This is a genomic window from Massilia sp. LXY-6 (assembly GCF_051233485.1).
Taxonomy (GTDB): Bacteria; Pseudomonadota; Gammaproteobacteria; order Burkholderiales; family Burkholderiaceae_D; genus Telluria.
Genome location: NZ_JBKFGF010000033.1, coordinates 17,800 through 41,321 on the forward strand (window position 1 = coordinate 17,800; position 23,522 = coordinate 41,321).

Consider the following 23,522-nt stretch of genomic DNA (forward strand, 5'->3'; position numbering starts at 1 on the left):
GACGATATGAGATTCGACCTGGTCGACCTGCAGCTCTTCCTGCACGTGGTGGAAGCCGGCAGCATTACCGGCGGCGCCGCGCGCGCCCACCTGTCACTGGCGTCCTGCAGCGAACGCATTCAGGGCATGGAAGAGACGCTGGGCGTGCCGTTGCTGCTGCGCGGACGGCGCGGCGTGACGCCGACCCCGGCCGGCGACGCGCTGGTGCGGCATGCGCGCCTGGTGTTCCAGCAGCTGCAGCGCATGCGCGCGGAACTCGGCGACCATGCGCAGGGCTTGAAGGGTACGGTGCGGCTGCAGTGCAATACGGCGGCGCTGAGCGAATACTTGCCGGACGCGCTGGCCGGCTTCCTGGCGCGCCACCCGCACGTCGACGTCGCGCTGGACGAGCACCCCAGCCACGAGGTGGCGAAGGCGGTGCGCGATGGCGTCGCCGACCTCGGCATCCTGTCGGACGCGGTCGACCTGTCGCAGCTGGAGAGCTTCCCGTTCCGCACCGACCGCCTGGTGGCGGTGGCCACGCCCGAGCTGGCGCAGCAGCTGGCGCCCGACGGCCACCCGGTGCCTTTCGTGCGCCTGGCCGACTTCGACCATGTGAGCCTGGCCGGCGACAGCGCCCTGTTCAACTACCTGGAGCTGCAGGCCCGGCGCCTCGGGCGCACGCTGCACGCGCGCGTGCGCCTGCGCGACTTCGCGGCGATCTGCAGGATGGTGGAAGCCGGCGTCGGGATCGGCATCGTGCCCGAGCCGGCGGCACGGCGCCATGCGCAGACGATGGACATCGCGGTGATCGAGCTGCTGGATGCGTGGGCGCTGCGCCAGCTGGCGGTTTGCGTGCGCAGCTTCGATGCGCTGCCGCGCCATGCGCAGCAATTGGTGGATGCACTTCGGGCGTAATGGTGGGCATGGGGTGCCCACCCTACGGGATCTGCGCGGCGTGACGGCTGCGTTACGTTGGCATCTGCATCAATTCAACGCGATGGCCGTCGCCGCCGACTTGAACTCCCAATTCTTCCACGCCGCCAGCACCGCATTCGGATACTCCGGCCGCCCGCGGCTGCCGTTGTAGCGGCCCAGCGCCAGGTACAGGTTGCCGCCTTCCATGTCGATATACATGCGCAGGATCGAGCAGCCGTAGCGCAGGTTGGTCTGCATGTCGAACAGCGCGCGGCGGTTCGAGTCGCCGATCACCTTGGTCCAGAAGGGCATCACCTGCATGTAGCCGCGTGCGCCGACGATCGACACCGCGTACTTGCGGTAGGCCGATTCGACTTGAATCAGGCCCAGCACCAGTCCGGGATCGAGGCCGGCGCGGGTCGCTTCGTACCAGGCCGACTCGAGGAACTCGGTGCGCACCTGGTCGTCCGGCAGGCGGCGCTTCAGGCGCGCCGACATCGCATCGAACCACTGCCGGTAGCGCGCCTCCGCGGTGCCGTCGCGGAACACCGGCTTGGGCGGGCGTCCGTCGCGGATCGCCCGTTCGAGCGCCAGCCGGACCGAATCGGCCAGCGCTTCTTCCTTCTGGTTGCCGGCGTGCGCAGCCGGGCTGGCGACCATCAGGCCGGCAGCCAGGGCGGCACCAGCACACGCGGAACCGAGCCAGGCCGCAGCCCGGCTTGCGAAGCGGCCAAGCATCACTTGGCCAGTTTGCCTTTGATGAAGGCAAGCATGTCGGCGGCGGGAACGGCGGTCGCTTCGGCATCGCGGCGGCCCTGGTATTCCAGCTTGCCTTCCTTGAGGCCGCGCTCGCCGATCACCACGCGGTGCGGCACGCCGACCAGTTCCCAGTCGGCGAACATGGCGCCCGGACGCAGGCCGCGGTCGTCGACGATGACGTCGATGCCGGCGGATTGCAGCTCGGCGTACAGGCGGTCGGTCTCCGCCTTCACCGGTTCGCTGCGGTCGTAACCCATCGGGCACAGCACCAGTTCGAACGGTGCGATCGAATCCGGCCAGACGATGCCCTTGTCGTCGAAGTTCTGCTCGATCGCCGCACCCAGGATGCGGGTCACGCCGATGCCGTAGCAGCCCATCTGCATCGGCGCCGGCTGGCCCTTCTCGTCCAGGTAGACGCAGTTCATCGCGGCGGAGTATGCGGTGCCGAGCTGGAACACGTGGCCCACCTCGATGCCGCGCTCGATCGCCAGCACGCCCTTGCCGTCCGGCGAAGCGTCGCCCTCGACCACGTTGCGCAGGTCGGCGACGAGCGGTTCCGGCAGGTCGCGGCCCCAGTTGGCGCCGGTGAAGTGGTATTCGGCTTCGTTGGCGCCGCATACGAAATCGGCCATGTTGGCGACCGTGCGGTCGGCCACGACCGTCACCGGCTGCTTCGTATCGATCGGACCGAGGTAGCCCGGCACGCTGCCGTAGGCGTCGAGGATCTCGGCTTCGGTGGCGAAGCGGAAGTCCTTCAGGCCCGGGACCTTCGAGACCTTTACTTCGTTCAGCTCGTGGTCGCCGCGCAGCAGCAGCAGCCAGTTCTCTTTGGTGACCTTGCCGTCGTTTTCCTTTTCGACCGTCAGCGCGATCGACTTCACGGTCTGCGACAGCTCCAGGCCCAGCAGCTTGGCCACTTGCTCGCACTTGGTGGTGTTCGGGGTCGAGGTCTTGGTCAGCGTTTGCGTGGCGGCGCCGCGCGCCTGGGTCAGCGGCAGCGCTTCGGCCGCTTCCATGTTGGCGGCGTAGTCGGAGCTCGGGCAGTAGACCAGTGCGTCCTCGCCGGTGCTGGCGATCACGTGGAACTCATGCGAGCCGCTGCCGCCGATCGCGCCGTTGTCGGCCGCGACCGCGCGGAACTTCAGGCCGAAGCGGTTGAAGATCTTCACGTAGGCGTCGAACATGGTCTGGTACGAAGCCTGCATGCCCTCGACGTCGCGGTCGAAGGAATACGCATCCTTCATCGTGAACTCGCGGCCGCGCATCAGGCCGAAGCGCGGACGGCGCTCGTCGCGGAACTTGGTCTGGATGTGATAGAAGTTCAGGGGCAGCTGGCGATAGCTCTTGACCTCGGTGCGCACGACGTCGGTCACGACTTCTTCCGAGGTCGGCTGCAGTGCGAAGTCGCGGCCATGGCGGTCCTTGAGGCGCAGCAGTTCCGGTCCCATCTTGTCCCAGCGGCCAGTTTCTTGCCACAGTTCGGCCGGCTGCACCAGCGGCATCAGTAGTTCGATCGCGCCTGCCTTGTTCATTTCGTCACGAATGATGGACTCGACCTTGCGGATCACGCGCAGGCCCAGCGGCATGTAGGTATAGATGCCGGAGCCGATGCGCTTGATCATCCCGGCCCGCATCATCAGCTTGTGGCTGACGATCTCGGCGTCGGAAGGCGCTTCTTTGAGCGTTGAAATAAAAAATCGTGAGGCGCGCATATCGGTGAATTCTTTTTAAAAAGAGAGGGTTATAATCAACCTAATTTTAAAGGATTAGCTGGCCGATGCATCCAATCTTTATACAAATGGCTCCGAAAGAAGTGATGCATGCCGTTGTTCCGACGCGAGTTAACGGTAGAGGCACCTGAGGTTCTTCGGATCTGTAAGTAAAAATATAAGAGAGAGAGAGCGCAAAGGCCGGCAGAAAGTTTCGAGGTGAATTATGCTCGATCGTGAAGGGTTCCGTCCCAACGTCGGCATCATCCTGCTGAACGCCAACAACGAGGTGTGGTGGGGCAAGCGTGTGCGCGAGCACTCGTGGCAATTTCCGCAAGGGGGTATCAAGTACGGCGAGACGCCCGAACAGGCGATGTACCGCGAGCTCGAGGAAGAGATCGGCCTGCGCCAGGAGCACGTCAAGATCGTGGGTCGCACCCGCGACTGGCTGCGCTACGAAGTGCCGGATCACTTCATCAAGCGCGAAGTGCGCGGTCACTATCGCGGCCAGAAGCAGATCTGGTTCCTGTTGCGCATGGTCGCGCGCGACAACGACGTCAACCTGCGCCTGACCGACCATCCCGAGTTCGACGCCTGGCGCTGGCACGACTACTGGGTGCCGCTGGACGTGGTCATCGAGTTCAAGCGTGATGTCTACCAGCGCGCGCTGCAGGAACTGTCGCGCTTCCTCACCTGGCCCGCCAACGGCCAGGGCGAGCGCCGTCATACCTCGCGCTACCTGCGCCAGCCGCACGAGCGGCGCGGCCAGGACCGCGGGAACAGCGGCAGTGGGCAGGCGGGCAACAAGCAGGCCGTCAACGCCAGCAGCAAGGCAGTGGTAGCGGCCACCAAGGCGATCGCCGACGCGGCGGGAAGTTCCAAACTGGTGCTGGCGCGCGACAAAGAGTAAGCAGGAGTAGCGCAAAAGCAACAACCAGAAAGGCTGGCATGCCGGGAAACCGGTGTGCCGGCCTTTTTGCGTTTTTTTGCTTGCCATATTTACAAGCTTGCGCTGTAGAATCATCTGTATGAGGACCTCACCCTTCCGCCATGCGCTCGCGCTGCTCGCCGCCGCCCTCGTGGCCGGCCCGGCCCTTGCCGAAGAAAAATCCGCCTGCCAATACGTACAGCTGGCCAAGGTCCCGCTGCATTACACCGGGCTGTCGGTGCCGGAGAAGGAGATGCGCTTCTACGAGCCGGTCGACTGCGACAAGGCCTGGCTGGCCTACTGGGACCGCGACGCGGTCGTGATCCCGTTCGAGCGGAACGACGTGGGCGAGTTCGCGATCGACTCGCGCGCGGCGCAGCGCATCGGCGCCGCGGCAGCGGGCGCCGCGCCGGTAGCCTGCGACGCCGAAAACTCCTGAACTCAACTGAACTGGACTGGACTGGACCACAAATGAAGACACCGCGACTGCTTGCCCTGGCCTCTGCCCTCGTTTGCGCGCCGCTCCCGCCCGCGCACGCCGCCGATGCGCCGGCAACGAAGTGCATGTACATCGAGGTCGCCACCCTGCCCGTGCGCTATGTCGGCGAAGGCATGCAGCCGGCGGTCGACGGCACGATCGACGGCACGCCCGCCACCCTGCTGGTCGATACCGGCGCCTTCGACACCCAACTGACCATGAACGGCGCCAACCGGCGCGACCTGAACCTGCGCATGACCGGGCGCTACGTGGAGGGCGTCGGCGGCCATTCGCGCGTCTATTCGACGCGGCTGAAGGATTTCTCGATCGGCCCGGCGCGCAGCGCCAGGAGGACCGAGCTGCTGGTGATCGGCCAGGCCAACCTCACGCCGGCCTTCGACGGCATCGCCGGCTCGCCCTTCCTGCTGCAGATGGACCTCGAAGTCGACCTGCGCAACAAGCTGGTCAAGATGTTCCGTCCACGCGACTGCAACGACGACTCCGAGCTCAACTACTGGAAGGAAGAGACGGTGGTGCTGCCGTTCGCACGCAGCCTGGACCGCAGCCCGAATCCGCACTTCAAGGTCGTCGTCAACGGCAAGGAGCTGGACGCCATGATCGACACCGGCGCCCACCATACTATCATGATGCTGGATGCGGCCGAACGGCTGGGGATCGACATCAAGAGCGCCGAGGTCAAACGCAGCGGCGACGTGGTCGGCGTCGGCTCGGCGCGGGCGCCGCACTGGACCGCGACCTTCAAGACCGTGCAGCTCGGCGGCGAGACCATCAACAACGCCGAAATCGGCATCATCGATTCGCAGGGCGCCGCCCCGGCCGACCTGCTGCTGGGCCAGGACTTCCTGCGCACCCACCGCGTATTGTTCGCGATGAGCCAGAAGAAGATGTACTTCGCCTATCTCGGCGGCCAACCGTTCTCGCGCAGCGAAGGCGTGCCCGAATGGGTGCGCGCCGAGGCCGACGACGGCAATCCGGACGCGCAGTATGCGCTGGCCACGGCGTACCGCAACGGCCGCGGCGTAGCGCGCGACCCGGCACTGGCCAGATCGTGGCTGGACAAGGCCGCGGCCGGCGGCGAGCCGCACGCGAACCTGGCCCAGGGCCGCCAGCTGGTGGAAGCCGGCAAACCCGCCGAGGCAATCCCGAAGCTGCGCGCCGCGCTCGACCGGCTGCCTGCCGAACGCTTCGGCCCGATGTGGCTCTACCTCGCCCGCGTCCGCAACGGCGAAACCGATCTGGCGAAAACCGAACTGCAGGCGGTCCTGAAAAAGCAGGACAACGACGAGTGGCCCGAGCCGATCGCCCAGTTCTATCTTGGCAAGCTGGACGCCGCCGGCCTGCTCGAGCGCGCCGGCAAGGAGCCGAAGTTCGCGCGCGGACGCAGCTGCGACGCCAACGCCTACATGGCCCGCTGGCACGAAGCGCAGGGCGACAAGGAGCGCGCGGCATCGCTGATGGCGACCGTGCGCGCGCATTGCGGCCCGGCGCAGCCGGCGGCCGCTCCTGCCGCTGCTCCTGCTCCCGCTGCCGCCACCCCGGCCGCCGCGCCATGAAGCTGGTCGCCGGGCGCCATGGCTTCCTGCGCAGCACCTGCGAAGCGCGCTGGCAGCAGCTGCCTTTCCATGGGGCGCTGGCGCTGGAGATGTTGGAAGAGTAAGGATCCGCGGGCCGGCGCCGAAAACGCCGGCGCGCTACAATGGCGCCTGATACTTTTCAGCGCCACTGCCCACCATGTTCACCCCCTCCTCCAACGACGTGCGCCGCTTCTTCTGCGAAGCCTGGCGCAAGCGCCGCGCCGGCGAAATCCTGACCCCGATGGATGCGATTGCGGCCGACTGGATCGACCAGCACCCCGAATACCACGATGCGCTGCTCGATGCCGACGAGGCCGTGGCGCGCGACTATTCGGTCGAAGGCGGCCAGCCGAATCCCTTCCTGCACCTGTCGATGCACCTGTCGATCGCCGAACAGGTCTCGGTCGACCAGCCGCGCGGCATCAAGGCCGCGCACGACGCGCTGGCTGCCCGCATCGGCGAGCACGACGCCCATCACGAGATCATGGAATGCCTGGGCGAGATGATGTGGACCTCGCAGCGCAGCGGCCTGCCGCCGGATGCGGAGGCCTATATCGAGTGCGTCCGCAAGCGGGTCCGCTGACCCACAAGCTACTGCGCGTTGCATTGCCGTTCTGCGATGCTCCCTGTACTCACGTACAGCTGCGCTTCTCGAACAGCACTGCCGCCGCTCGCTACGCTTGTGAGGTCAGCGGGGACTGAAACCTCAATCGAGCTTGTCGTCGGCGACGCGATAACGCGGATCTTCCGGCAGGCTCACTTCGATCATGTCCCTGGCCCGCTCCAGCAGCGAGCGGCAATCGGGACTCAGGTGACGCAGGTGCAGGCGCTTGCCGGCATTCCGGTAACGTTCGGCCAGCGTGTCGATTGCCTGGATCGCCGAATGGTCGGCTACCCGCGCGCGGCGGAACTCGACCACCACGTCCTGCGGGTCATCCTTGGGCGCGAACAGTGCCTGGAAGCCCGCGCTCGATGCGAAGAACAGCGTGCCTTCCAGTTCGTAAACCTTCCATCCTTGCGCGTCCACGCCGGTCGACACCCGGATCTGCCTGGCGTGCTGCCAGGCGAACACCAGCGCCGACACGATCACGCCGGCCACCACCGCCGTCGCCAGGTTGAAGGCCAGCGTCACGCCGGCCACCAGCACGATCACCAGCGCATCGGCGCGCGGCACCTTCCCGAACAGGCGGAAAGTGCCCCACTCGAAGGTCTTCTCGCAGACCACGAACATCACCCCGATCAGCGCCGCCAGCGGAATCTGCTCGATGATGCTGGATCCGAACAGGATGAAGGACAGCAGGAACAGCGAGGCGGCGATGCCCGACAGGCGGCTGCGGGCGCCGTTGCCGATGTTGATCATGCTCTGCCCGATCATCGCGCAGCCGCCCATGCCGCCGAACAGCGCGGTGACGATGTTGGCCGCGCCCTGGGCCAGGCTTTCGCGGTTCGGCTGGCCGCGCGTGTCCGTGATCTCGTCGATCAGGGTCAGCGTCAGCAGGGTCTCGATCAGGCCGACGCCGGCCAGCACCAGCGAGTACGGGAACACGATGCGCAGCGTCTCCAGGTCGAACGGCACATCGGGAATGTGGAAGCCCGGCAGGCCGCCGGCGATCGAACCGAGTTCGCCGACGGTTTTCGTCTCGATGTGCAGGAAGTGCGCCAGCAGCGCCACCGCCAGGATGCCGACCAGCGTGGCCGGCACCGCCCTGGTAATCTTCGGCGTGAGGTAGATGATCGCCATCGTCAATGCCACCAGGCCGAGCATGGTCCACAGCTGCGGACCGCTCATCCAGCCGCCGCCATCGGCCGCGCTGAGTTTAAAGTGCTCGAACTGGGCCACGAAGATCACGATCGCCAGGCCGTTCACGAAGCCCAGCATGACCGGATGCGGCACCATGCGGATGAATTTGCCGAGCCGGGCCAGCGCGAACAGGATCTGCAGCACGCCCATCAGGACGATGGCGGCGAACAGGTATTGCACGCCGTGCTGGACGACCAGCGCGACCATGACCACCGCCAGCGCGCCGGCGGCGCCGGAAATCATGCCCGGCCGCCCGCCGAAAGCCGAAGTAATGAAAGACACCAGCACGGCGGCATACAGGCCGGTCAGCGGCGACACGTGGGCCACCAGCGCGAAGGCGATGGCTTCCGGGACCAGGGCCAGCGCGACCGTCAGGCCGCTCAGCAGGTTGGTCTTGATGTGGGAAGGCGAAACAGTGGGCAAGGCGGACGCTCCAAAAAACAAGGTCCGCCGGCACAGGCCGGCGGACCAGAGGGGCCGCTATTGTAAATGACTTGCCGGCTTACTTCTTGACCACCAGCGGTCCGGGCAGGCTTTGCAGGTAGGCGGCGATGTCGGCCTTGTCGCGGTCCGACAGCGGCTGGGCCATGCCGGCCATGATCGCGTTGTTACGGCCGTTCATGATCTTGTCGCCGCGCTGGTAGGCGGTGAGCGCGTGCGCCAGGTAGTCGGCGTGCTGGCCGGCCAGCTTCGGGTAGCTCGGGTCGATCGGGGACTTGTAGTCGGCGCCGTGGCAGGAAGCGCAGTTGTATTTCTTGGTCAGCTCGGCGCCGCGCGCGCTGTCGCCGCCGGCGAAGGCGGAGCTCGATGCCGACAGGGCAGCGGCGCAGGTCAGGGCAAGGATCAGTTTATTCATGGCGTCCCCCGGCTCATTTGTTGGGCGTGGCGGCCGACTGCTGCGCGTAGTAGGCGGCGATGTCGGCGATGTCCTGGTCGGACAGGCTGGCGGCGATGCCGCGCATGGACGGGTGCTTGCGGTCACCCTTCTTGTACGCCTGCAGGGCGGCTTCGATGTACTTGGCCGATTGGCCGCCGATCATCGGCACCTGGTAGACCTCGGGGAAGGTGGTCTTGTAGCCGGGAATGCCATGGCAGCCGATACATTGTTCGATCTTGTTCGGGGCCGCCTTCGGGTTGGCGACGATGTCGGCAGCGCCAGCGGCGCCAACCGCGCCGGCAGTGGCGGCAAACATCAGTACTGCTAACGGTTTTTTCATGATTGGGAATCGTAAGGTTGAATCGAATACCGCAACTGCACAAAAACTTAGCATTTGTACTACGAAGAGCCGATTCTATATGAAGAACATGCGTCAGTCTACAAAGCAACACTTACGCGTTGGCGATGCTTCTGTCATATACTCGATAGCGTTTACATATCGTCTCGGCAAGCAAACTCCCATGCACGCATCCCAACGCTTCGAAGGCAGCGACAACTACGTCGCCACCGATGACCTGAAACTGGCCGTGAACGCCGCCCTCACCCTGGCCCGCCCGCTGCTGATCAAGGGCGAGCCCGGCACCGGCAAGACCATGCTTGCCGAAGAAGTGGCGGCGGCGCTCGACATGCCGCTGCTGCAATGGCATATCAAGTCGACCACCAAGGCGCAACAGGGCCTGTACGAGTACGACGCCGTCTCGCGCCTGCGCGATTCGCAGCTGGGCGACGAGCGCGTGCGCGACATCCACAACTACATCGTCAAGGGCGTGCTGTGGCAGGCCTTCACCGCGCCCGAGCCGGTGGTACTGCTGATCGACGAGATCGACAAGGCCGACATCGAATTCCCGAACGACCTGCTGCGCGAACTGGACCGCATGGAGTTCTACGTCTACGAGACGCGCGAGATGGTGGTGGCGAAGCACCGCCCGCTGGTCATCATCACCTCGAACAACGAGAAGGAACTGCCGGACGCTTTCCTGCGCCGCTGCTTCTTCCACTACATCAAATTCCCGGACCGCGAGACGATGGCCGAGATCGTGCAGGTCCACTACCCGCACCTGAAGCAGGAACTGCTGGCTGCCGCGCTGGAAAACTTCTACCAGCTGCGCGACGTGCCGGGCCTGAAGAAGAAGCCGTCGACCTCGGAATTCCTGGATTGGCTCAAGCTCCTGCTGGCCGAGGACATCCCGGTCGAGGCGCTGCGCAGCAAGGATGCGAAAACCGTCGTGCCGCCGCTGCACGGGGCGCTCCTCAAGAACGAGCAGGACGTGCACCTGTTCGAGCGCCTGGTGGCGATGGCGAGGCACAACCGATGATCCGCGTCGATCCCGTCACGCTGGAGTTCAACGGCGTGCGCCTGGAGCCGCTGGCCCTGCACCACCTGGACGGCCTGCGCGCCGCGGCCGCGGACGGCGAGCTGTGGAACCTGCGCATCACCTCGGTACCGGCGCCGCACGAGACGGAGCAGTACATCCGCGCCGCGCTCGAGATGGACAATCGCCTTGCCTTCGCGGTGATCGACGCCGCCAGCGGCACGGTCGTCGGTTCGACCAGCTACCACGACATCGTGCCCGCCGTCGACCGCGTCGAGATCGGCTACACCTGGTATGCGAAAAGCCGCCAGCGCAGCCACGTCAACACCAGCTGCAAGCTGCTGCTGCTCTCGCACGCCTTCGACACCCTGGGCTGCCTGGTCGTCGGCCTGCGCACCGACAACTTCAATTACGCCTCGCAGGCCGCAATCGAACGTCTCGGCGCGAAGAAGGACGGCACGATCCGCCACCACGCGCCGCGCCGCGACGGGACCGTGCGCGATACCGTCATGTATAGCATCCTGCGCGGCGAGTGGCCCGAGATCAAGTCGCAGCTGCACTACCGCTTGAGCCGTCACGCGGAAAGCTGAGGGCCCGAATGCTGATCGGATTCTTCTTCGCCCTGCGTGACGCCAAGGTGCCGGTCACGATCAAGGAATTCCTGACGCTGCTGGAAGCGCTGCAGAAGGACGTGATCGCGCCTTCGCTCGACGCGTTCTACTACCTGTCCCGCCTGACGCTGGTGAAGGACGAAGCCCACTTCGACAAGTTCGACAAGGCTTTCGGACTCTACTTCAAGGGCATCGAGGCGGTGTTCGACGCCAAGGCCAAGATTCCGCTCGACTGGCTGATCAAGCGCCTCGAACGCGAACTCACGCCCGAGCAGAAGGCCGAGCTGCAAAAGCTCGGCTACGACAAGCTGATGGCGAGATTGCAGCAACTGCTGGACGAGCAGAAGGAGCGTCACGAAGGCGGCAGCAAGTGGATCGGCACCGGCGGCACCTCCCCGTTCGGCAATGGCGGCACGAATCCGGAAGGGATCCGCATCGGCGGCAAGGGCGGCAACCGGACCGCCGTAAAAGTGTGGGAGCAGCGCACCTACAAGGACTACGACAGCGAGCGCGAACTGGGCGTCCGCAACATCAAGGTGGCGCTGCGCCGCTTGCGGCGTTTCGCGCGCACCGGCGCGGCGGAAGAACTGGCGCTGGACGACACGATCCGCTCGACCGCCAACAACGCCGGCTGGCTGGACATCAAGATGCAGCCCGAGCGCCGGAACCGCATCAAGGTGCTGATGCTGCTGGACGTGGGCGGCACCATGGACGACCACATCGAGCGCACCGAGGAACTGTTCTCGGCGGCAAAGACCGAGTTCAAGAACATGGAGTTCTTCTATTTCCACAACTGCGTCTACGACTACCTGTGGAAGAACAACCGGCGCCGCAGCACGGAACGCTTCCCGACCTGGGACGTGCTGCGCAAGTACCCGCCCGACACCCGCGTGATCTTCGTGGGCGACGCGACCATGAGCCCCTACGAGGTGCTGGCCCCGGGCGGTTCGGTCGAGTACAACAACGAGGAAGCGGGCGCCGAATGGCTGGCGCGCTTCTGCAACGCCTTCCCGAAATTCGCCTGGCTGAATCCGGAGCCGGAAAACCTGTGGCAGTACCGGCAATCGATTTCGATCATCCGGCAGATCATGAATCACCGGATGTTCCCGATCACCATCGATGGGCTGGAACGGGCAATGCGGCTGCTGAGCAAGTAATCATTCGCGCGCCTGGAGCGCGTGGCGCACGATCAGCAGCCCCACGATATCGATCCACATATGCACCAGCATGGCCGCCAGCAGGCCGACGTAGTCGAACACGAAGCCCAGCACCACGCTGCCGCCGAACACGGCCGCCGCCTGCGCCAGCGTGGCCCCGTCCAGCTTGCGGAAACGGTACACCGGCACGTGGGTGAGCAGGAAGAGCAGCGACACGATCCACACGCCCAGCAGCGGCTGCAGGGCCGCGCGGAACAGCATCTCTTCGCCGATGGCGGCGGCGATGCTGATCCACAGCGGATTCAGGCCGCGCAGGTCGAGCCGCGCATAGCTTTCGATGGTCCTGGCGCTGGACGCCAAACTGGCCGTGACGCGGAACAGCAGCCACGACACCAGCGCAGCGATCAGCGCCAGCACCTGGCCCACCAGCAGCTGGGTCAGCGGCCCGGCCGGACGGCTGAAGAGCGTCTGCGGCTCGGGCCGGCTGAACCAGATGATGGGCGCGGCGATCAGGCAGAAGACCAGGCAGGTCAGCACCTGGGCGCCGAGGCGGATCGTGGGGCGGGTCGTGCCCTGCGGCGTGTCCGTTTCCGATGGTCGGGTCTGTTGCGATTCGTTCATCCCGCCATTCTATCCCAGCGTGCATCGGCTGCCTTTCCGTTCTTCCTGGTATGCCGAGCGCTCCGGATGGACTCACAGCGCCGCGTACCAGTCGGCATACGGCGTATTCGCCACCATGCGGCAGTTGAAGTCCGGTGCTCCGTCCAGCCACCATACCGGACCGCGCTCCCCAAGCGCGCGCTTGGCTTCGTCGACGGCCGCGCGGGCGCTGCGCTCGGCGTCGAGGTCGCCGGCCTTTCTGGCGATGCCGACCTGCCGGCGCGCCGCCATCAATTTATCGACCAGTTCCTGGCGCAGCGCCGGTGCGAGCGCGGGATTACTCGTGCGCCATAAGCGGCCCCTGACGACGAAGTAGCGTCCATCGGGCGTCACCGGATAATGTCGGGGGGCGGGCATGGCTTACTGTAGCATGTCGAATCGGCAGCGCCGCTGCTTCTCACGATAAGGAAGAGATCATGTCCACGAATACCGTCGAGCTGCACCGTGTCCTGAAATCCAGCGCCGACCGCGTGTACCGCGCCTTCACCACGGCGGGCGCCTTCGCCAAATGGCTGCCGCCGCATGGCTTCATCGGCACCGTGCACGAGATGGACAGCCGGGTCGGTGGCCGCTACCGGATGTCGTTCACGAATTTCACGACCGGCCACAGCCATACTTTCGGCGGCGAATACCTGGAACTGGAACCGGGCCAGCGCCTGCGCTACACGGCCGAATTCGACGATCCGAACCTGCCCGGCCGGATGCAGACCACGGTGCTGCTGCGCGAGGTGTTCTGCGGCGTCGAGGTGAGAATCACCCAGGAAGGCATCCCGTCCATGATTCCGCTCGAGGCCTGCTATCTCGGCTGGCAGGAATCGCTGGAACTGCTGGCCAGGCTGGTCGAGGTCGAGATCAGGAACTGAGCGGGAACCGAGCCGGTTAGCGCTATGATGTAGCCCTTCCCTCATCAAAGGAGACATGCATGCTGAATCATGTGATGGTCGGTACGAACGACCTGGAACGCGCCAAACGCTTTTACGATGCGGTGCTCGGAACGCTGGGTGCGGGCGAACCGTTCCGCGATACCACCCAGGGCGGCCGCACGCGGCTGTTCTACAGCCACAACGGCAGCAGCTTTGCCATTACCGAGCCGATCAACGGAGAAGATGCTACTTGTGCGAACGGGGGAACCATCGGCTTCAAATGCGATTCTGCGGAACAGGTGCAGAAGTTCCATGACACGGCGGTCGCGCATGGCGGTACCTCGATCGAAGACCCGCCGGGTCCGCGCGAAGGCAGTCTCGGGAAGATGGTCCTCGCTTATGTCCGCGATCCCGATGGCCACAAGCTCTGCGCCATCTATCGTCCCAGGTAAGCGGACCGCGCCGGCGACGCAGTTCGATGCCCGTGCAAACGGATTCTTAGAGCCGCGTCTCCCTCGCCGCCCGCAGGAACTCATCCAGCACCGGCGTGCAGTCGAGCAGTTCCGTTCCCTTGGCCCGGTGGAACTCCGGATGCCACTGCAGTCCCATCACGAAGGGCGCGCGCTGGTAGCGGATCGCCTCGACGATGCCGTCCGGGTCCGACACGGCCTCGACGTGGATGTCGCGCCCCAGGTCCTTCACGGCCTGGTGATGGATCGAGTTGACGATCGGCCGCTTCTGGTCGGGGAACATCTTGCCCAGCGACGAGCCTTGCGGAAACACGATCGCGTGGCGGTGGGCGTCGTAGTCTTCGTGCACATGGGACAGAGCCTCGGGCACATTGGTCGCCACGTCCTGGTAGAGCGTCCCGCCGAAGGCCACGTTGATCAGCTGGCAACCGCGGCAGATGCCGAGTACCGGCTTGCCGGCGTCGACGAATTCGTGCAGCAGCTCGAGTTCGTAGACGTCGCGGGCGCGGTCGCCGCTCCATTCGGGCCGGGTCGGCGAGTCCGAATACGTCATCGGCGAGACGTCCGCCCCGCCCTGCAGCACCAATCCGTCGAGATGGCGCGCGTAATGACGCATCGTGATGTTGCTGGGATGCAGCAACCCATTCGTGTTCACGGTCGGCACCATGAACACCAGCACGTCGCGCGACATGACCCATTGCGCGATCGACTCTTCGAGGTATTGCAGGTTCTTGCTGCGCAGCCCGACGGAGCCCGGCTCCGGATGAAAGATGCGGGCGGACACGCCAATCCGCAGCGTGCGCCGCATGAAGTCGCGGCCCAGGCGGTCGCTGATGGCGCGCCAGCGCGAGCGCAGCACGCGGGTGGCCAGCGCCAGCGGCGTATCGCCGTGCCGGAGGTAGCGCGACGATCCTCCGGTGGCGCGCCGGTCCGGAACGCGCGGCGATCCCGATGAACCGTCCGGCGGCAGGCCGGCAGTTTCGCGCTTATCATTGTCCTCTACCATGCAGGTAAATATAGCCCTGCCGTAGGGCGCGCACGATTGCATTTGCAGAATCCATGCAGGAGGGCTTGCAAACTTGCGCTCAACAGGCAAGAATACTGTATTTCCATACAGTGTCTTTTCGGTACCTCTTCCCAAAACGCGCATAAGCACCGACACTGGCGCCTTTTGCCAAGTCGTTTGGCGTTCTTATTGCCGCGCGACAAGATAGAATGCGCAGGCATTCGAATTACACAATATCCAGCATGGCCACCAAGAAAACTGCAACCGACTACAGCGAATCATCCATCCGGGTCCTGAAGGGACTGGAGCCCGTCAAGCAGCGTCCGGGCATGTACACGCGCACCGAAAACCCGCTGCACATCATCCAGGAAGTGATCGACAACGCCTCGGACGAGGCGCTGGGTGGGCACTGCAAGAACATCGCCGTCACGATGAACGTGGACGGCTCGATCACGGTCGAGGACGACGGCCGCGGCATCCCGGTCGGCATCCACCCCGAGGAAGGCGTCTCGACCGTCGAGATCGTGTTCACGCGCCTGCACGCGGGCGGCAAGTTCGACAAGGGTTCGGGCGGCGCCTACGCGTTCTCAGGCGGCCTGCACGGCGTCGGCGTGTCGGTCACGAATGCGCTGTCGAAGCGCCTCGAGATCACCGTCTGGCGCAAGGACGACCAGGGCAACGGCGTACACCACCTGGCCTTCGAAGCCGGCGACGTGGTCGAGCCCCTGAGCTCCGCCCCGCCCGAACGCGGCGGCAAGAAGAACGGCACCCGCGTCACCGCCTGGCCGGACGGGCAATACTTCGATTCGCCGAACATCCCGATGGCCGAGCTGCAGCGCCTGCTGCGCTCGAAGGCCGTGCTGCTGCCGGGCGTGACCGTCACGCTCACCAACGGCAAGACCGGCGATACCCAGACCTGGCGCTACGACGAAGGCCTGCGCGGCTACCTGACCGAAGCGCTGGCGCAGACCGCGAACAACGGCCAGACCGTGATCCCGCTGTTCGAAGGCGCGCAGTACGCCGCCGCGGGCGACGAGGGCTTCGCGGAAGGCGAAGGCGCGGCCTGGGTCGTGGCCTGGACCGAGGAAGGCGCCGTGGTGCGTGAATCCTATGTCAACCTGATCCCGACGGTCAGCGGCGGCACCCACGAATCCGGCCTGCGCGATGGCCTGTTCGGCGCCGTGAAGAGCTTCGTCGAGATGCACTCGCTGCTGCCGAAAGGCGTCAAGCTGCTGCCGGAAGACGTGTTCGCACGGGTCTCGTTCGTGCTGTCGGCGAAGGTGCTGGACCCGCAGTTCCAGGGCCAGACCAAGGAGCGCCTGAATTCGCGCGACGCCGTGAAGCTGGTGTCGACCTTCACCCGTCCGCCGCTCGAATTGTGGCTGAACCAGCACGTCGACTACGGCAAGAAGCTGGCCGAACTCGTCATCAAGCAGGCGCAATCCCGCCTGCGTTCGCTGCAGAAGGTCGAGAAGAAGAAGTCCTCGGGCGTGGCCGTGTTGCCGGGCAAGCTGACCGATTGCGAATCGACCGACATCACCCGCAACGAACTGTTCCTGGTCGAGGGCGACTCGGCGGGCGGCTCGGCCAAGATGGGCCGCGACAAGGAATTCCAGGCCATCCTGCCGCTGCGCGGCAAGGTGCTGAACACCTGGGAAACCGACCGCGACCGCCTGTTCGCCAACAACGAGATCCACGACATCGCGGTGGCGATCGGCGTCGACCCGCACAGTTCAAGCGACACGCCGGACCTGTCCGGCCTGCGCTACGGGAAGATCTGCATCCTGTCGGACGCGGACGTCGACGGCTCGCACATCCAGGTGCTGCTGCTCACCTTGTTCTTCAAGCATTTCCCGGCCCTGTTCAAGGATGGCCACGTGTGCGTCGCGCGCCCGCCGCTGTACCGCGTCGACGTGCCGGCGCGCGGCAAGAAGCCGATCCAGAAGCTGTACGCGCTGGACGACGGCGAGCTGCTGGCGATCGAGGACAAGCTCAAGAAGGAAGGCCTAAAGGAAGGCGTGTGGAGCATCTCCCGCTTCAAGGGCCTGGGCGAGATGAACGCCGAACAGCTGTGGGAAACCACGATGAACCCGGATACCCGGCGCCTGCTGCCAGTGGCCTTTGGCGACTACAACCTGGCCGAATCGTCGGCACGCTTCAACATGCTGATGGGTAAAGGCGAAGCCGCCGCCCGCCGTGCATGGCTGGAAGAGCACGGCAACGAGACGGAAGCAGATATCTGATCAAGGACACAGCGCGACGACTCGACGAGCTTGGATTCCCGCCTGCGCGGGAATGACGTGACACCGTAGCGTCGTTCCCGCGAAGGCGGGAACCCAAGTTTGCCTGAGCAGCCTTCCGCGCCACAGGAACGAATAAACAATATGAGCCAAGCAAGCCTCTTCGAACAACAACACGAGCCGGCCGGCATTGACGCCGAGACGCTCACCCTCTCCACCTTCGCCGAACGCGCCTACCTGGACTACGCGGTTTCCGTCGTGAAAGGCCGCGCGCTGCCGGACGTGTCCGACGGCCAGAAGCCGGTCCAGCGCCGCATCCTGTATTCGATGAACGAGCTGGGCCTGGGCCCGACCGCCAAGCCGCGCAAATCGGCGACCGTGGTCGGCGACGTGCTCGGCAAGCTGCACCCGCACGGCGACCAGTCCGTGTATGACGCGCTGGTGCGCATGGCCCAGGACTTCTCGCTGCGCTACCCGCTGATCGACGGCCAGGGCAACTTCGGCTCGCGCGACGGCGATGGCGCGGCGGCGATGCGCTACACCGAAGCGCGCCTGACGCCGGTATCGCGCCTGCTGCTCGACGAGATCGACATGGGCACGGTCGACTTCCAGCCGAACTACGACGGCTCCAGCGAAGAGCCGCGCACCCTGCCTGCCCGCCTGCCGATGCTGCTGCTGAACGGTGCCTCCGGCATCGCGGTGGGCATGGCCACCGAGATCCCTTCGCACAACCTGCGCGAAGTGGCGGCGGCGGCGGTGGCGATGATCCGCAATCCGAAGATCACCCACGCCGAGCTGATGACGCTGATGCCCGGGCCGGACTACCCGGGCGGCGGCCAGATCATCACGCCGGCCTCGAACATCGCCGACATGTACGCCACCGGGCGCGGCTCGATGAAGGTGCGCGCACGCTGGAAGATCGAGGAACTGGCGCGCGGCCAGTGGCAGGCGGTCGTCACCGAACTGCCGCCGGGCGTGTCCTCGCAGCGCGTGCTGGAAGAGATCGAGGAACTGACCAACCCGAAGATCAAGGTCGGCAAGAAGACCCTGCTGCCCGACCAGCTGGCGCTGAAGCAGACCATCCTCGGCGCGCTGGATGCCGTGCGCGACGAATCCGGCCGCGAGGCCCCGGTGCGCCTGGTGTTCGAGCCGAAGTCGAAGAACCAGGACCAGGCCGAGTTCATGCTGATGCTGCTGGCGCATACCTCGCTGGAGACCTCGGCCCCGATCAACCTGGTGATGATCGGCGGCGACGGCCGTCCGCGCCAGAAGGGCCTGACCGAGATCCTGCAGGAGTGGATCGACTACCGCTTCGTGACGGTGCGCCGCCGTACCGAGTTCAAGCTCGGCAAGGTCAACGACCGCATCCATATCCTGGAAGGCCGCGAGATCGTCCTGCTGAACATCGACGAGGTCATCGCCATCATCCGTAATTCGGACGAGCCGAAGGCCGCGCTGATCGAGCGCTTCCGCCTGTCCGAGCGCCAGGCCGAGGACATCCTCGAGATCCGCCTGCGCCAGCTGGCGCGCCTGGAAGCGATCAAGATCCAGCAGGAGCTGGCCGAGCTGCGCGGGGAGAAGGAAAAGCTCGAAGACATCCTGAACAATCCGTCTTCCATGAAGCGCCTGATCATCCGCGAGATCGAAGCGGACTCGAAGCAGTTCGGCGACGACCGCCGCACCCTGATCGAAGAAGCGCAGAAGGCCGTGGCCGAGCAGAAGATCGTCGACGAGCCGGTGACGGTGATCGTTTCCGAGAAGGGCTGGGTGCGCGCACGCACCGGCATCGGCCACGATCCGGCCCAGTTCACCTTCAAGGCCGGCGACTCCCTTGGCTATGTCTTCGAATGCCGCACCGTGGATACGCTGCTGTGCATCGGCGACAACGGCAAGGCATACTCCGTGCCGGTGGCCGCCCTGCCGGGGTCGCGCGGCGACGGCGTGCCGATCACGACCCTGGTCGACCTGTCGGGCGGCGGACGCATTCTGTACTACTTCGCGGGCAATGCCGAGACGCGCCTGCTGCTGTCGACGTCTTCCGGCTTCGGCTTCATCGCCAAGGCCGGCGACATGGCGACCCGTCTGAAGGGCGGCAAGTCCTTCATCACCCTGGACGACGGCGCCGTCCCGCTGCCGCCGCGCGTGGTGGCGGACAATGCCGGTGCGGTGGCCTGCCTGTCCGAAAAGGGCCGCGTGCTGGTGTTCGGTATCGACGAGATGAAGGTGCTGACCAACGGCGGCCGCGGCGTGACGCTGATGGAGCTGGAGCCGAAGGAAAAGCTGCTGGCGGCCCAGCCGATCAGCCCGAAAGGCGTGAATGTCAGCGGCACCTGGGCCGGCGACAAGCCGCGTACCGTGGAACTGTTCGGCGTCGGCCTGGAGCCGCACTTCGGCAAGCGGGCGCGCAAGGGCAAGCCGCTGTCGGCGAAGCTGAAGGCGAAAGACCTGGCGATGCGCACGACCGGCGAGGGCCAATAAAAAGGTGGCCCCCGCCAGTGCCCTGGCGGGTGCCACTTGAACAGGATGACGTCCGACTGCCGTCGGGCGCATCCTGCTTACGGATCGTGCTTGACCGGATGAATCAAGTTGCAAACCAGTCTACGAGACAAGCACCGGGGTCGCAATAAGCACACTATTACGGTTTAGTAAGCTTGCGCAGCCGCGCTTCCAGGGTCGCCGCGTCGAAGCCGCTGCCGCTGCGCGATCCATCGGCAAAATAGATCGTCGGCGTGCCCTGCACGTGCAGCTTCCGGCCCAGCGCCAGCACCTGCTTGCCGGGTGCGATGCAGCCGGCCGGCGCGGCCGGCGGCGCCTTGGTTTCCAGCATCCACTGCTGCCAGGCCTGCGTGCGGTCGGCGGCGCACCAGATATTCTTCGACTTGGCCGCCGAATCTTCCGACAGGATATTCAACAGGAAGGTGTAGACGGTCACGTTATCGATGCCGCGCAGGGTCTCGTGCAGCTTGCGGCAGTACGGACAGTTCGGGTCCTCGAACACCGCCATCACCCGCTCGCCATTTCCCTTCACGGTCTTGATCGCCATCTCCAGCGGCAGGTCGGCAAACCGGATCGCCGCCAGCTCGTCGGTGCGCGCGCGCGTGAGATCCTGCAGCGTCCCCAGGTCGACCACCTTTCCGACGAACATGTAGCGCGCTCCCGCATCGGTGTAGAAGATGTCGCCGCCGGTACGGATCTCGTACAGGCCGCCATACGGTGTCTTCTCCACCGCATCCACCTTCACGTTATTGCCCATGCGCGGCTCCACCAGCTTGTGGACGCGCGCCTCGTCCGGCGTTTCGGCATGCGGCTGGGTTGCCGCGCCGGCTGCCGCGCTGACTGCCGCGCTGATTGCCATCGCCGCCATCGCCGCCACCGCTTTCATCTTTATCATCTTTATCATCGTTTCCATTCCATCGATCCCATCATGTTCCGGCGCCGGCGGCCAGGCCGTCGATGAGCTGTCCGGCGCAGGTCCGGGCGTCCTCCTCGCGGCGCTGTTCCAGCATGGCGCCGTGCAGGCGCCGCGCCTGCAGTTCGTTCGAATCCACTTCCGCCGACCCGACCGGCGCGCGCATCGTGCGCCAGTCCGCCAGGGCGGTGCTGCAACCGGCATCCTCGGCCGCGAACCACGCCTGCGCCGCGACCGTGCCCAACATCCGTTCGCGCAGTTGCGCGCGCTGCCGCTGCCAGTCCTGCAGCTTCCCGACCTGGGCAATGTCCAGGCCGCTCTCGCCAAGCGGCGCAATGCGCAGCTGCGCGCGCAGCGCCTGCTCGGCATCCAGGTAGCGCAGGTAGTCGCCGACCAATCCCTCCGCCTGGGCCAGCGCCGGCTGCGCGAGTCGCCGGCGCAGGTAAGCGCGCAGTTCGGCAGCGCGCGCCTGGCGCCCGGCGCCGGCCTTCAGGACGTAGGAATCGATCAGCTGGCGCAGCGGCAAGCCGATGACGAGGCGGCCGCCGGCATCCGTCAGTGTCGGTTCGCTCAAGGCTGCCATGCCGGGGGCGCCACCGCTGCCGGGTGCCGGCGCGGCCAGGCTGCCGGGGCCGATCGCGCCATCCCAGGCGGAGGCCGCGGCGGGCACCGGCCTGGCGGCAGGCGCGCCGCTGCCTTGCAGCCACAGCGCCGCCGTCACCCCGACAGCCACGCCGCCCGCGCAGACCATGGCGAATCCGAGTTTTCTGTCCAGCAGGGAGGCCATGGCGTCACATCTTCTTGCGCAGCGACTGGGCGCTGGGCGCGATCGCTCCCGGCACCATCGCGGCGCCGTCGCCAACCGGCGCGGCGTAGCGCACCGCCGCCTTCCACGTGTCGCCGCTGCGCTTCCAGGTATCGACCACGAAGAAAGACTGCGGCGCGGCGCCGTCCGCGAGCGTCCACAGGAAGCTGACCAGCATCAGGTCGCCATACTCGTGCACCGCCATCTGGTCGATCGTCGACCTCGACACGGGCGCGCGCAGCGATTCGCGCAAGGCTTCGGCGCGCGCGGTCGGCACGCCCGGCGCCGCGGCGGTGCGGATCTCGAAGTCGTCCGCCAGCAGGCGGCCCAGGGCCTCGGCGTCGCGCCGCTGCACTGCCTCGAGCCAGGCGTTTTCGAGCTTGGTGAAGGTGAGGACGTTGCGGGTCGGCGTCACCGCGCCGCCGCGCCCGTTCGGCGCGACCTGGCCGGCCGCGAGCGCGCCGCCGAAGGTGGCCAGCAGGCCCAGGAGAATCAGGAATCGTTTCATATGCCTCGACAGGGAAATGAAAAAGATGGCACCCGCCAGTGCCACGGCGGGCGCCACATGCTCAGGATAGCGTCAGACCAGGTCCGACGCAGGCCTGCTTACGGATAGTGCTGCACGCACTTCTGGGTGCTGGCGATGAGCCAGTTCTGCTGGATCAGGTACTTCATGGTGCCGAAGGTCTGGTTGTACTTGGCGCCGTTCGATGCCAGCGACGTGCTGCCGAAGTTCCATGCGCACTTGTCGGCGTTTTCCTTGCCGTCGAAACTCGAGTACCAGGCGTTCAGGTTCGGATCGGTGACGGCTTCTTCCAGCTCGTGGGCCAGCACGCTGGCGGCACCGTCCGCACCCGGGGTGTTGTTCGGGCTCGGGCTGGTCGCGCCGCAGGCCGAGGCGCACTGGGTTTCGGCATTGCCGACGAAGGCGTACTTGATGTCCGTGCCGCCCACCGCGGTGTGGTCATGCCAGCCGCAGTACTGGGTGCAGAAGCCCGAGGTCGCGGTGGTCGAGTGGTCGGTCAGCACGACGTAGACGCCGTTCGGATCGGACGGCAGCTTGCCCGAGGTAATCGCATCCGACACGATCGAGGCGATGTTCGCATCGGTCAGCTGGGTGCCGTAGGTGCCGGTATTGGTCGTGGTGCCGGCCAGGGTCACGCTGTTCTGCACGTGCACGTTCGAGCCGTTGTAGTAGGTCGTGTTGATGTTGAAGTAAGGCGAGCCGCCGATGTGCTGGCCCAGGTTGGTCAGCACGTTCTGCGATGCGGCATCCCACTGCGAGCCGTACCAGATATAGTACATATTGGTCGGCGCCACCATCACGGGACCGCCGTGGAAGGTCAGGTTGGACGTGCTGGCGCTGCGCGTGGCACCGCCGGCCTGGCCGCCCGAGTTTCGCATGGCGACGTTGTCCAGCTCGCCCCAGCCCTTGCCGGTAGGCTTGAACTGGGAATTCGGCGTTTCCTTGATGGTTTGTGCGTGCGCAGCGAAAGCACATGCCAGGCCTGCCGCGAGCAGGCTGAGTTTGCGGCTGAAATGCATTTTTTCTCCGTTTCGGTCTTATTGAAATAATGTCGCCCCTGTTGGGACGGTCTCCAACCCTCCAGCCAGGGCTGTTGGCCCTGGCCGCGACGGTGTATCCAAACGACAGGCCGACATACAGGCGTGCGCCGGCCTGGCGCTCGAATGCCTTGCAAATCCGCCTGCGTGGTTTCAGGCGGACGCGAATCGGTGTATTACGGAGGAACTAGCGCGGCGGCAGCGGAACGTGCGCTCGCGAACGGGAAAGCGGAAGGGAAATGCGGTAAGGCCGAGCTGAGGAACGCAACACGATACGACTCCTCCTGTTGGACCGGCGACTGAAATGTTAAAAATCCAGTC

At 65.6% G+C, this 23,522-nt stretch carries 24 protein-coding genes; 12 read left to right on the forward strand and 12 right to left on the reverse strand.

Annotated elements, in window-relative coordinates; genetic code table 11:
* Window positions 1-6: 6 nt before the first annotated feature.
* Window positions 7-897 carry a LysR family transcriptional regulator gene (locus ACI48D_RS15590; protein ID WP_435572147.1) on the forward strand — a complete coding sequence of 297 codons (891 nt, stop codon included), beginning with the start codon at window positions 7-9 and terminating at the stop codon, window positions 895-897.
* 69 nt (window positions 898-966) lie between these two features.
* Here the strand turns inward: ACI48D_RS15590 and ACI48D_RS15595 are convergent, their stop codons facing one another.
* The gene (locus ACI48D_RS15595) at window positions 967-1,635 is read right to left on the reverse strand and encodes a lytic transglycosylase domain-containing protein (protein WP_435572148.1); all 669 of its coding nucleotides are present in this window, start codon (window positions 1,633-1,635) and stop codon (window positions 967-969) included.
* Window positions 1,635-3,368, reverse strand: coding sequence for a proline--tRNA ligase (locus ACI48D_RS15600; protein WP_435572149.1), 1,734 nt, complete (start codon window positions 3,366-3,368; stop codon window positions 1,635-1,637). Before ACI48D_RS15600 ends, ACI48D_RS15595 begins: the two co-directional genes overlap by 1 nt.
* Before the next feature lie 223 nt (window positions 3,369-3,591).
* On the opposite strand from ACI48D_RS15600, the gene ACI48D_RS15605 reads away from it, so the two are divergent.
* From ACI48D_RS15605 to ACI48D_RS15620, 4 genes are all read left to right on the forward strand, one after another.
* Complete coding sequence (locus tag ACI48D_RS15605; RefSeq protein ID WP_435572150.1) at window positions 3,592-4,275, forward strand: RNA pyrophosphohydrolase; 684 nt, start codon at window positions 3,592-3,594, stop codon at window positions 4,273-4,275.
* Between the two features lie 118 nt (window positions 4,276-4,393).
* Window positions 4,394-4,732 carry a hypothetical protein gene (locus ACI48D_RS15610; RefSeq protein ID WP_435572151.1) on the forward strand — a complete coding sequence of 113 codons (339 nt, stop codon included), beginning with the start codon at window positions 4,394-4,396 and terminating at the stop codon, window positions 4,730-4,732.
* A 32-nt stretch (window positions 4,733-4,764) separates the two neighbouring features.
* Window positions 4,765-6,345 (forward strand): retroviral-like aspartic protease family protein, encoded by a 1,581-nt coding sequence (locus tag ACI48D_RS15615; protein WP_435572152.1) that lies wholly within the window; start codon window positions 4,765-4,767, stop codon window positions 6,343-6,345.
* A 178-nt stretch (window positions 6,346-6,523) separates the two neighbouring features.
* Window positions 6,524-6,949 (forward strand): DUF1841 family protein, encoded by a 426-nt coding sequence (locus ACI48D_RS15620; protein WP_435572153.1) that lies wholly within the window; start codon window positions 6,524-6,526, stop codon window positions 6,947-6,949.
* Between the two features lie 123 nt (window positions 6,950-7,072).
* Here the strand turns inward: ACI48D_RS15620 and ACI48D_RS15625 are convergent, their stop codons facing one another.
* The 3 genes from ACI48D_RS15625 to ACI48D_RS15635 all read right to left on the reverse strand — a co-directional run bounded on the left by ACI48D_RS15625 (window position 7,073) and on the right by ACI48D_RS15635 (window position 9,384).
* Entirely contained in the window at window positions 7,073-8,590 is a 1,518-nt protein-coding gene (locus ACI48D_RS15625; RefSeq protein ID WP_435572154.1) for a SulP family inorganic anion transporter, read from the reverse strand.
* Between the two features lie 79 nt (window positions 8,591-8,669).
* A complete protein-coding gene (locus ACI48D_RS15630; RefSeq protein ID WP_435572155.1) occupies window positions 8,670-9,023 on the reverse strand; it encodes a c-type cytochrome in 354 nt (117 codons plus the stop codon).
* A gap of 13 nt (window positions 9,024-9,036) precedes the next feature.
* Window positions 9,037-9,384 carry a c-type cytochrome gene (locus ACI48D_RS15635; RefSeq protein WP_435572156.1) on the reverse strand — a complete coding sequence of 116 codons (348 nt, stop codon included), beginning with the start codon at window positions 9,382-9,384 and terminating at the stop codon, window positions 9,037-9,039.
* Window positions 9,385-9,565: 181 nt separating this feature from the next.
* Between ACI48D_RS15635 and ACI48D_RS15640 the strand changes: the two genes are divergently transcribed.
* From ACI48D_RS15640 to ACI48D_RS15650, 3 genes are read left to right on the forward strand one after another with little or no spacing between them, the layout of a single operon-like run.
* On the forward strand, window positions 9,566-10,420 hold the full coding sequence (locus tag ACI48D_RS15640; RefSeq protein WP_435572157.1) for an AAA family ATPase: 855 nt from the start codon (window positions 9,566-9,568) through the stop codon (window positions 10,418-10,420).
* Window positions 10,417-11,007 carry a GNAT family N-acetyltransferase gene (locus ACI48D_RS15645; protein ID WP_435572158.1) on the forward strand — a complete coding sequence of 197 codons (591 nt, stop codon included), beginning with the start codon at window positions 10,417-10,419 and terminating at the stop codon, window positions 11,005-11,007. The genes ACI48D_RS15640 and ACI48D_RS15645 overlap by 4 nt, the downstream gene beginning before the upstream one ends.
* A gap of 8 nt (window positions 11,008-11,015) precedes the next feature.
* Window positions 11,016-12,185: a vWA domain-containing protein gene (locus tag ACI48D_RS15650; protein ID WP_435572159.1), complete on the forward strand. Its 1,170-nt coding sequence runs from the start codon at window positions 11,016-11,018 to the stop codon at window positions 12,183-12,185.
* Here the strand turns inward: ACI48D_RS15650 and ACI48D_RS15655 are convergent, their stop codons facing one another.
* Window positions 12,186-12,806, reverse strand: a complete 621-nt coding sequence (locus tag ACI48D_RS15655) for a lysostaphin resistance A-like protein (protein WP_435572160.1) — start codon at window positions 12,804-12,806, stop codon at window positions 12,186-12,188.
* Window positions 12,807-12,878: 72 nt separating this feature from the next.
* On the reverse strand, window positions 12,879-13,202 hold the full coding sequence (locus ACI48D_RS15660) for a hypothetical protein (RefSeq protein ID WP_435572161.1): 324 nt from the start codon (window positions 13,200-13,202) through the stop codon (window positions 12,879-12,881).
* A gap of 59 nt (window positions 13,203-13,261) precedes the next feature.
* Between ACI48D_RS15660 and ACI48D_RS15665 the strand changes: the two genes are divergently transcribed.
* Together ACI48D_RS15665 and ACI48D_RS15670 are read left to right on the forward strand one after the other, a co-directional pair.
* On the forward strand, window positions 13,262-13,708 hold the full coding sequence (locus ACI48D_RS15665) for an SRPBCC family protein (RefSeq protein WP_435572162.1): 447 nt from the start codon (window positions 13,262-13,264) through the stop codon (window positions 13,706-13,708).
* A gap of 59 nt (window positions 13,709-13,767) precedes the next feature.
* Window positions 13,768-14,160, forward strand: a complete 393-nt coding sequence (locus ACI48D_RS15670; RefSeq protein ID WP_435572163.1) for a VOC family protein — start codon at window positions 13,768-13,770, stop codon at window positions 14,158-14,160.
* Between the two features lie 46 nt (window positions 14,161-14,206).
* Here ACI48D_RS15670 and ACI48D_RS15675 read toward each other — a convergent pair whose 3' ends face one another.
* Complete coding sequence (locus ACI48D_RS15675; protein WP_435572164.1) at window positions 14,207-15,184, reverse strand: gamma-glutamyl-gamma-aminobutyrate hydrolase family protein; 978 nt, start codon at window positions 15,182-15,184, stop codon at window positions 14,207-14,209.
* 242 nt (window positions 15,185-15,426) lie between these two features.
* On the opposite strand from ACI48D_RS15675, the gene ACI48D_RS15680 reads away from it, so the two are divergent.
* Window positions 15,427-17,427: a DNA topoisomerase IV subunit B gene (locus ACI48D_RS15680; protein ID WP_435572165.1), complete on the forward strand. Its 2,001-nt coding sequence runs from the start codon at window positions 15,427-15,429 to the stop codon at window positions 17,425-17,427.
* Window positions 17,428-17,568: 141 nt separating this feature from the next.
* On the forward strand, window positions 17,569-19,902 hold the full coding sequence (gene parC / locus ACI48D_RS15685) for a DNA topoisomerase IV subunit A (RefSeq protein ID WP_435572166.1): 2,334 nt from the start codon (window positions 17,569-17,571) through the stop codon (window positions 19,900-19,902).
* A gap of 157 nt (window positions 19,903-20,059) precedes the next feature.
* Here parC and ACI48D_RS15690 read toward each other — a convergent pair whose 3' ends face one another.
* From ACI48D_RS15690 to ACI48D_RS15705, 4 genes are all read right to left on the reverse strand, one after another.
* The gene (locus ACI48D_RS15690; RefSeq protein ID WP_435572167.1) at window positions 20,060-20,815 is read right to left on the reverse strand and encodes a DsbC family protein; all 756 of its coding nucleotides are present in this window, start codon (window positions 20,813-20,815) and stop codon (window positions 20,060-20,062) included.
* A 31-nt stretch (window positions 20,816-20,846) separates the two neighbouring features.
* Window positions 20,847-21,620, reverse strand: a complete 774-nt coding sequence (locus ACI48D_RS15695) for a hypothetical protein (RefSeq protein WP_435572168.1) — start codon at window positions 21,618-21,620, stop codon at window positions 20,847-20,849.
* Window positions 21,621-21,624: 4 nt separating this feature from the next.
* On the reverse strand, window positions 21,625-22,146 hold the full coding sequence (locus ACI48D_RS15700) for a nuclear transport factor 2 family protein (RefSeq protein ID WP_435572169.1): 522 nt from the start codon (window positions 22,144-22,146) through the stop codon (window positions 21,625-21,627).
* A gap of 98 nt (window positions 22,147-22,244) precedes the next feature.
* Entirely contained in the window at window positions 22,245-23,183 is a 939-nt protein-coding gene (locus ACI48D_RS15705; RefSeq protein WP_435572170.1) for a hypothetical protein, read from the reverse strand.
* Between the last annotated feature and the right edge of the window lie 339 nt (window positions 23,184-23,522).

Excerpts from the sequence above, each read along its gene's own strand:
- ACI48D_RS15590 (WP_435572147.1), top strand. The coding sequence starts at position 7 with ATGAGATTCGACCTGGTCGACCTGCAGCTCTTCCTGCACGTGGTGGAA.
- ACI48D_RS15595 (WP_435572148.1), bottom strand. The coding sequence starts at position 1,635 with ATGCTTGGCCGCTTCGCAAGCCGGGCTGCGGCCTGGCTCGGTTCCGCG.
- ACI48D_RS15600 (WP_435572149.1), bottom strand. The coding sequence starts at position 3,368 with ATGCGCGCCTCACGATTTTTTATTTCAACGCTCAAAGAAGCGCCTTCC.
- ACI48D_RS15605 (WP_435572150.1), top strand. The coding sequence starts at position 3,592 with ATGCTCGATCGTGAAGGGTTCCGTCCCAACGTCGGCATCATCCTGCTG.
- ACI48D_RS15610 (WP_435572151.1), top strand. The coding sequence starts at position 4,394 with ATGAGGACCTCACCCTTCCGCCATGCGCTCGCGCTGCTCGCCGCCGCC.
- ACI48D_RS15615 (WP_435572152.1), top strand. The coding sequence starts at position 4,765 with ATGAAGACACCGCGACTGCTTGCCCTGGCCTCTGCCCTCGTTTGCGCG.
- ACI48D_RS15620 (WP_435572153.1), top strand. The coding sequence starts at position 6,524 with ATGTTCACCCCCTCCTCCAACGACGTGCGCCGCTTCTTCTGCGAAGCC.
- ACI48D_RS15630 (WP_435572155.1), bottom strand. The coding sequence starts at position 9,023 with ATGAATAAACTGATCCTTGCCCTGACCTGCGCCGCTGCCCTGTCGGCA.
- ACI48D_RS15635 (WP_435572156.1), bottom strand. The coding sequence starts at position 9,384 with ATGAAAAAACCGTTAGCAGTACTGATGTTTGCCGCCACTGCCGGCGCG.
- ACI48D_RS15640 (WP_435572157.1), top strand. The coding sequence starts at position 9,566 with ATGCACGCATCCCAACGCTTCGAAGGCAGCGACAACTACGTCGCCACC.
- ACI48D_RS15645 (WP_435572158.1), top strand. The coding sequence starts at position 10,417 with ATGATCCGCGTCGATCCCGTCACGCTGGAGTTCAACGGCGTGCGCCTG.
- ACI48D_RS15650 (WP_435572159.1), top strand. The coding sequence starts at position 11,016 with ATGCTGATCGGATTCTTCTTCGCCCTGCGTGACGCCAAGGTGCCGGTC.
- ACI48D_RS15655 (WP_435572160.1), bottom strand. The coding sequence starts at position 12,806 with ATGAACGAATCGCAACAGACCCGACCATCGGAAACGGACACGCCGCAG.
- ACI48D_RS15660 (WP_435572161.1), bottom strand. The coding sequence starts at position 13,202 with ATGCCCGCCCCCCGACATTATCCGGTGACGCCCGATGGACGCTACTTC.
- ACI48D_RS15665 (WP_435572162.1), top strand. The coding sequence starts at position 13,262 with ATGTCCACGAATACCGTCGAGCTGCACCGTGTCCTGAAATCCAGCGCC.
- ACI48D_RS15670 (WP_435572163.1), top strand. The coding sequence starts at position 13,768 with ATGCTGAATCATGTGATGGTCGGTACGAACGACCTGGAACGCGCCAAA.
- ACI48D_RS15675 (WP_435572164.1), bottom strand. The coding sequence starts at position 15,184 with ATGGTAGAGGACAATGATAAGCGCGAAACTGCCGGCCTGCCGCCGGAC.
- ACI48D_RS15680 (WP_435572165.1), top strand. The coding sequence starts at position 15,427 with ATGGCCACCAAGAAAACTGCAACCGACTACAGCGAATCATCCATCCGG.
- parC (WP_435572166.1), top strand. The coding sequence starts at position 17,569 with ATGAGCCAAGCAAGCCTCTTCGAACAACAACACGAGCCGGCCGGCATT.
- ACI48D_RS15690 (WP_435572167.1), bottom strand. The coding sequence starts at position 20,815 with ATGATAAAGATGAAAGCGGTGGCGGCGATGGCGGCGATGGCAATCAGC.
- ACI48D_RS15695 (WP_435572168.1), bottom strand. The coding sequence starts at position 21,620 with ATGGCCTCCCTGCTGGACAGAAAACTCGGATTCGCCATGGTCTGCGCG.
- ACI48D_RS15700 (WP_435572169.1), bottom strand. The coding sequence starts at position 22,146 with ATGAAACGATTCCTGATTCTCCTGGGCCTGCTGGCCACCTTCGGCGGC.
- ACI48D_RS15705 (WP_435572170.1), bottom strand. The coding sequence starts at position 23,183 with ATGCATTTCAGCCGCAAACTCAGCCTGCTCGCGGCAGGCCTGGCATGT.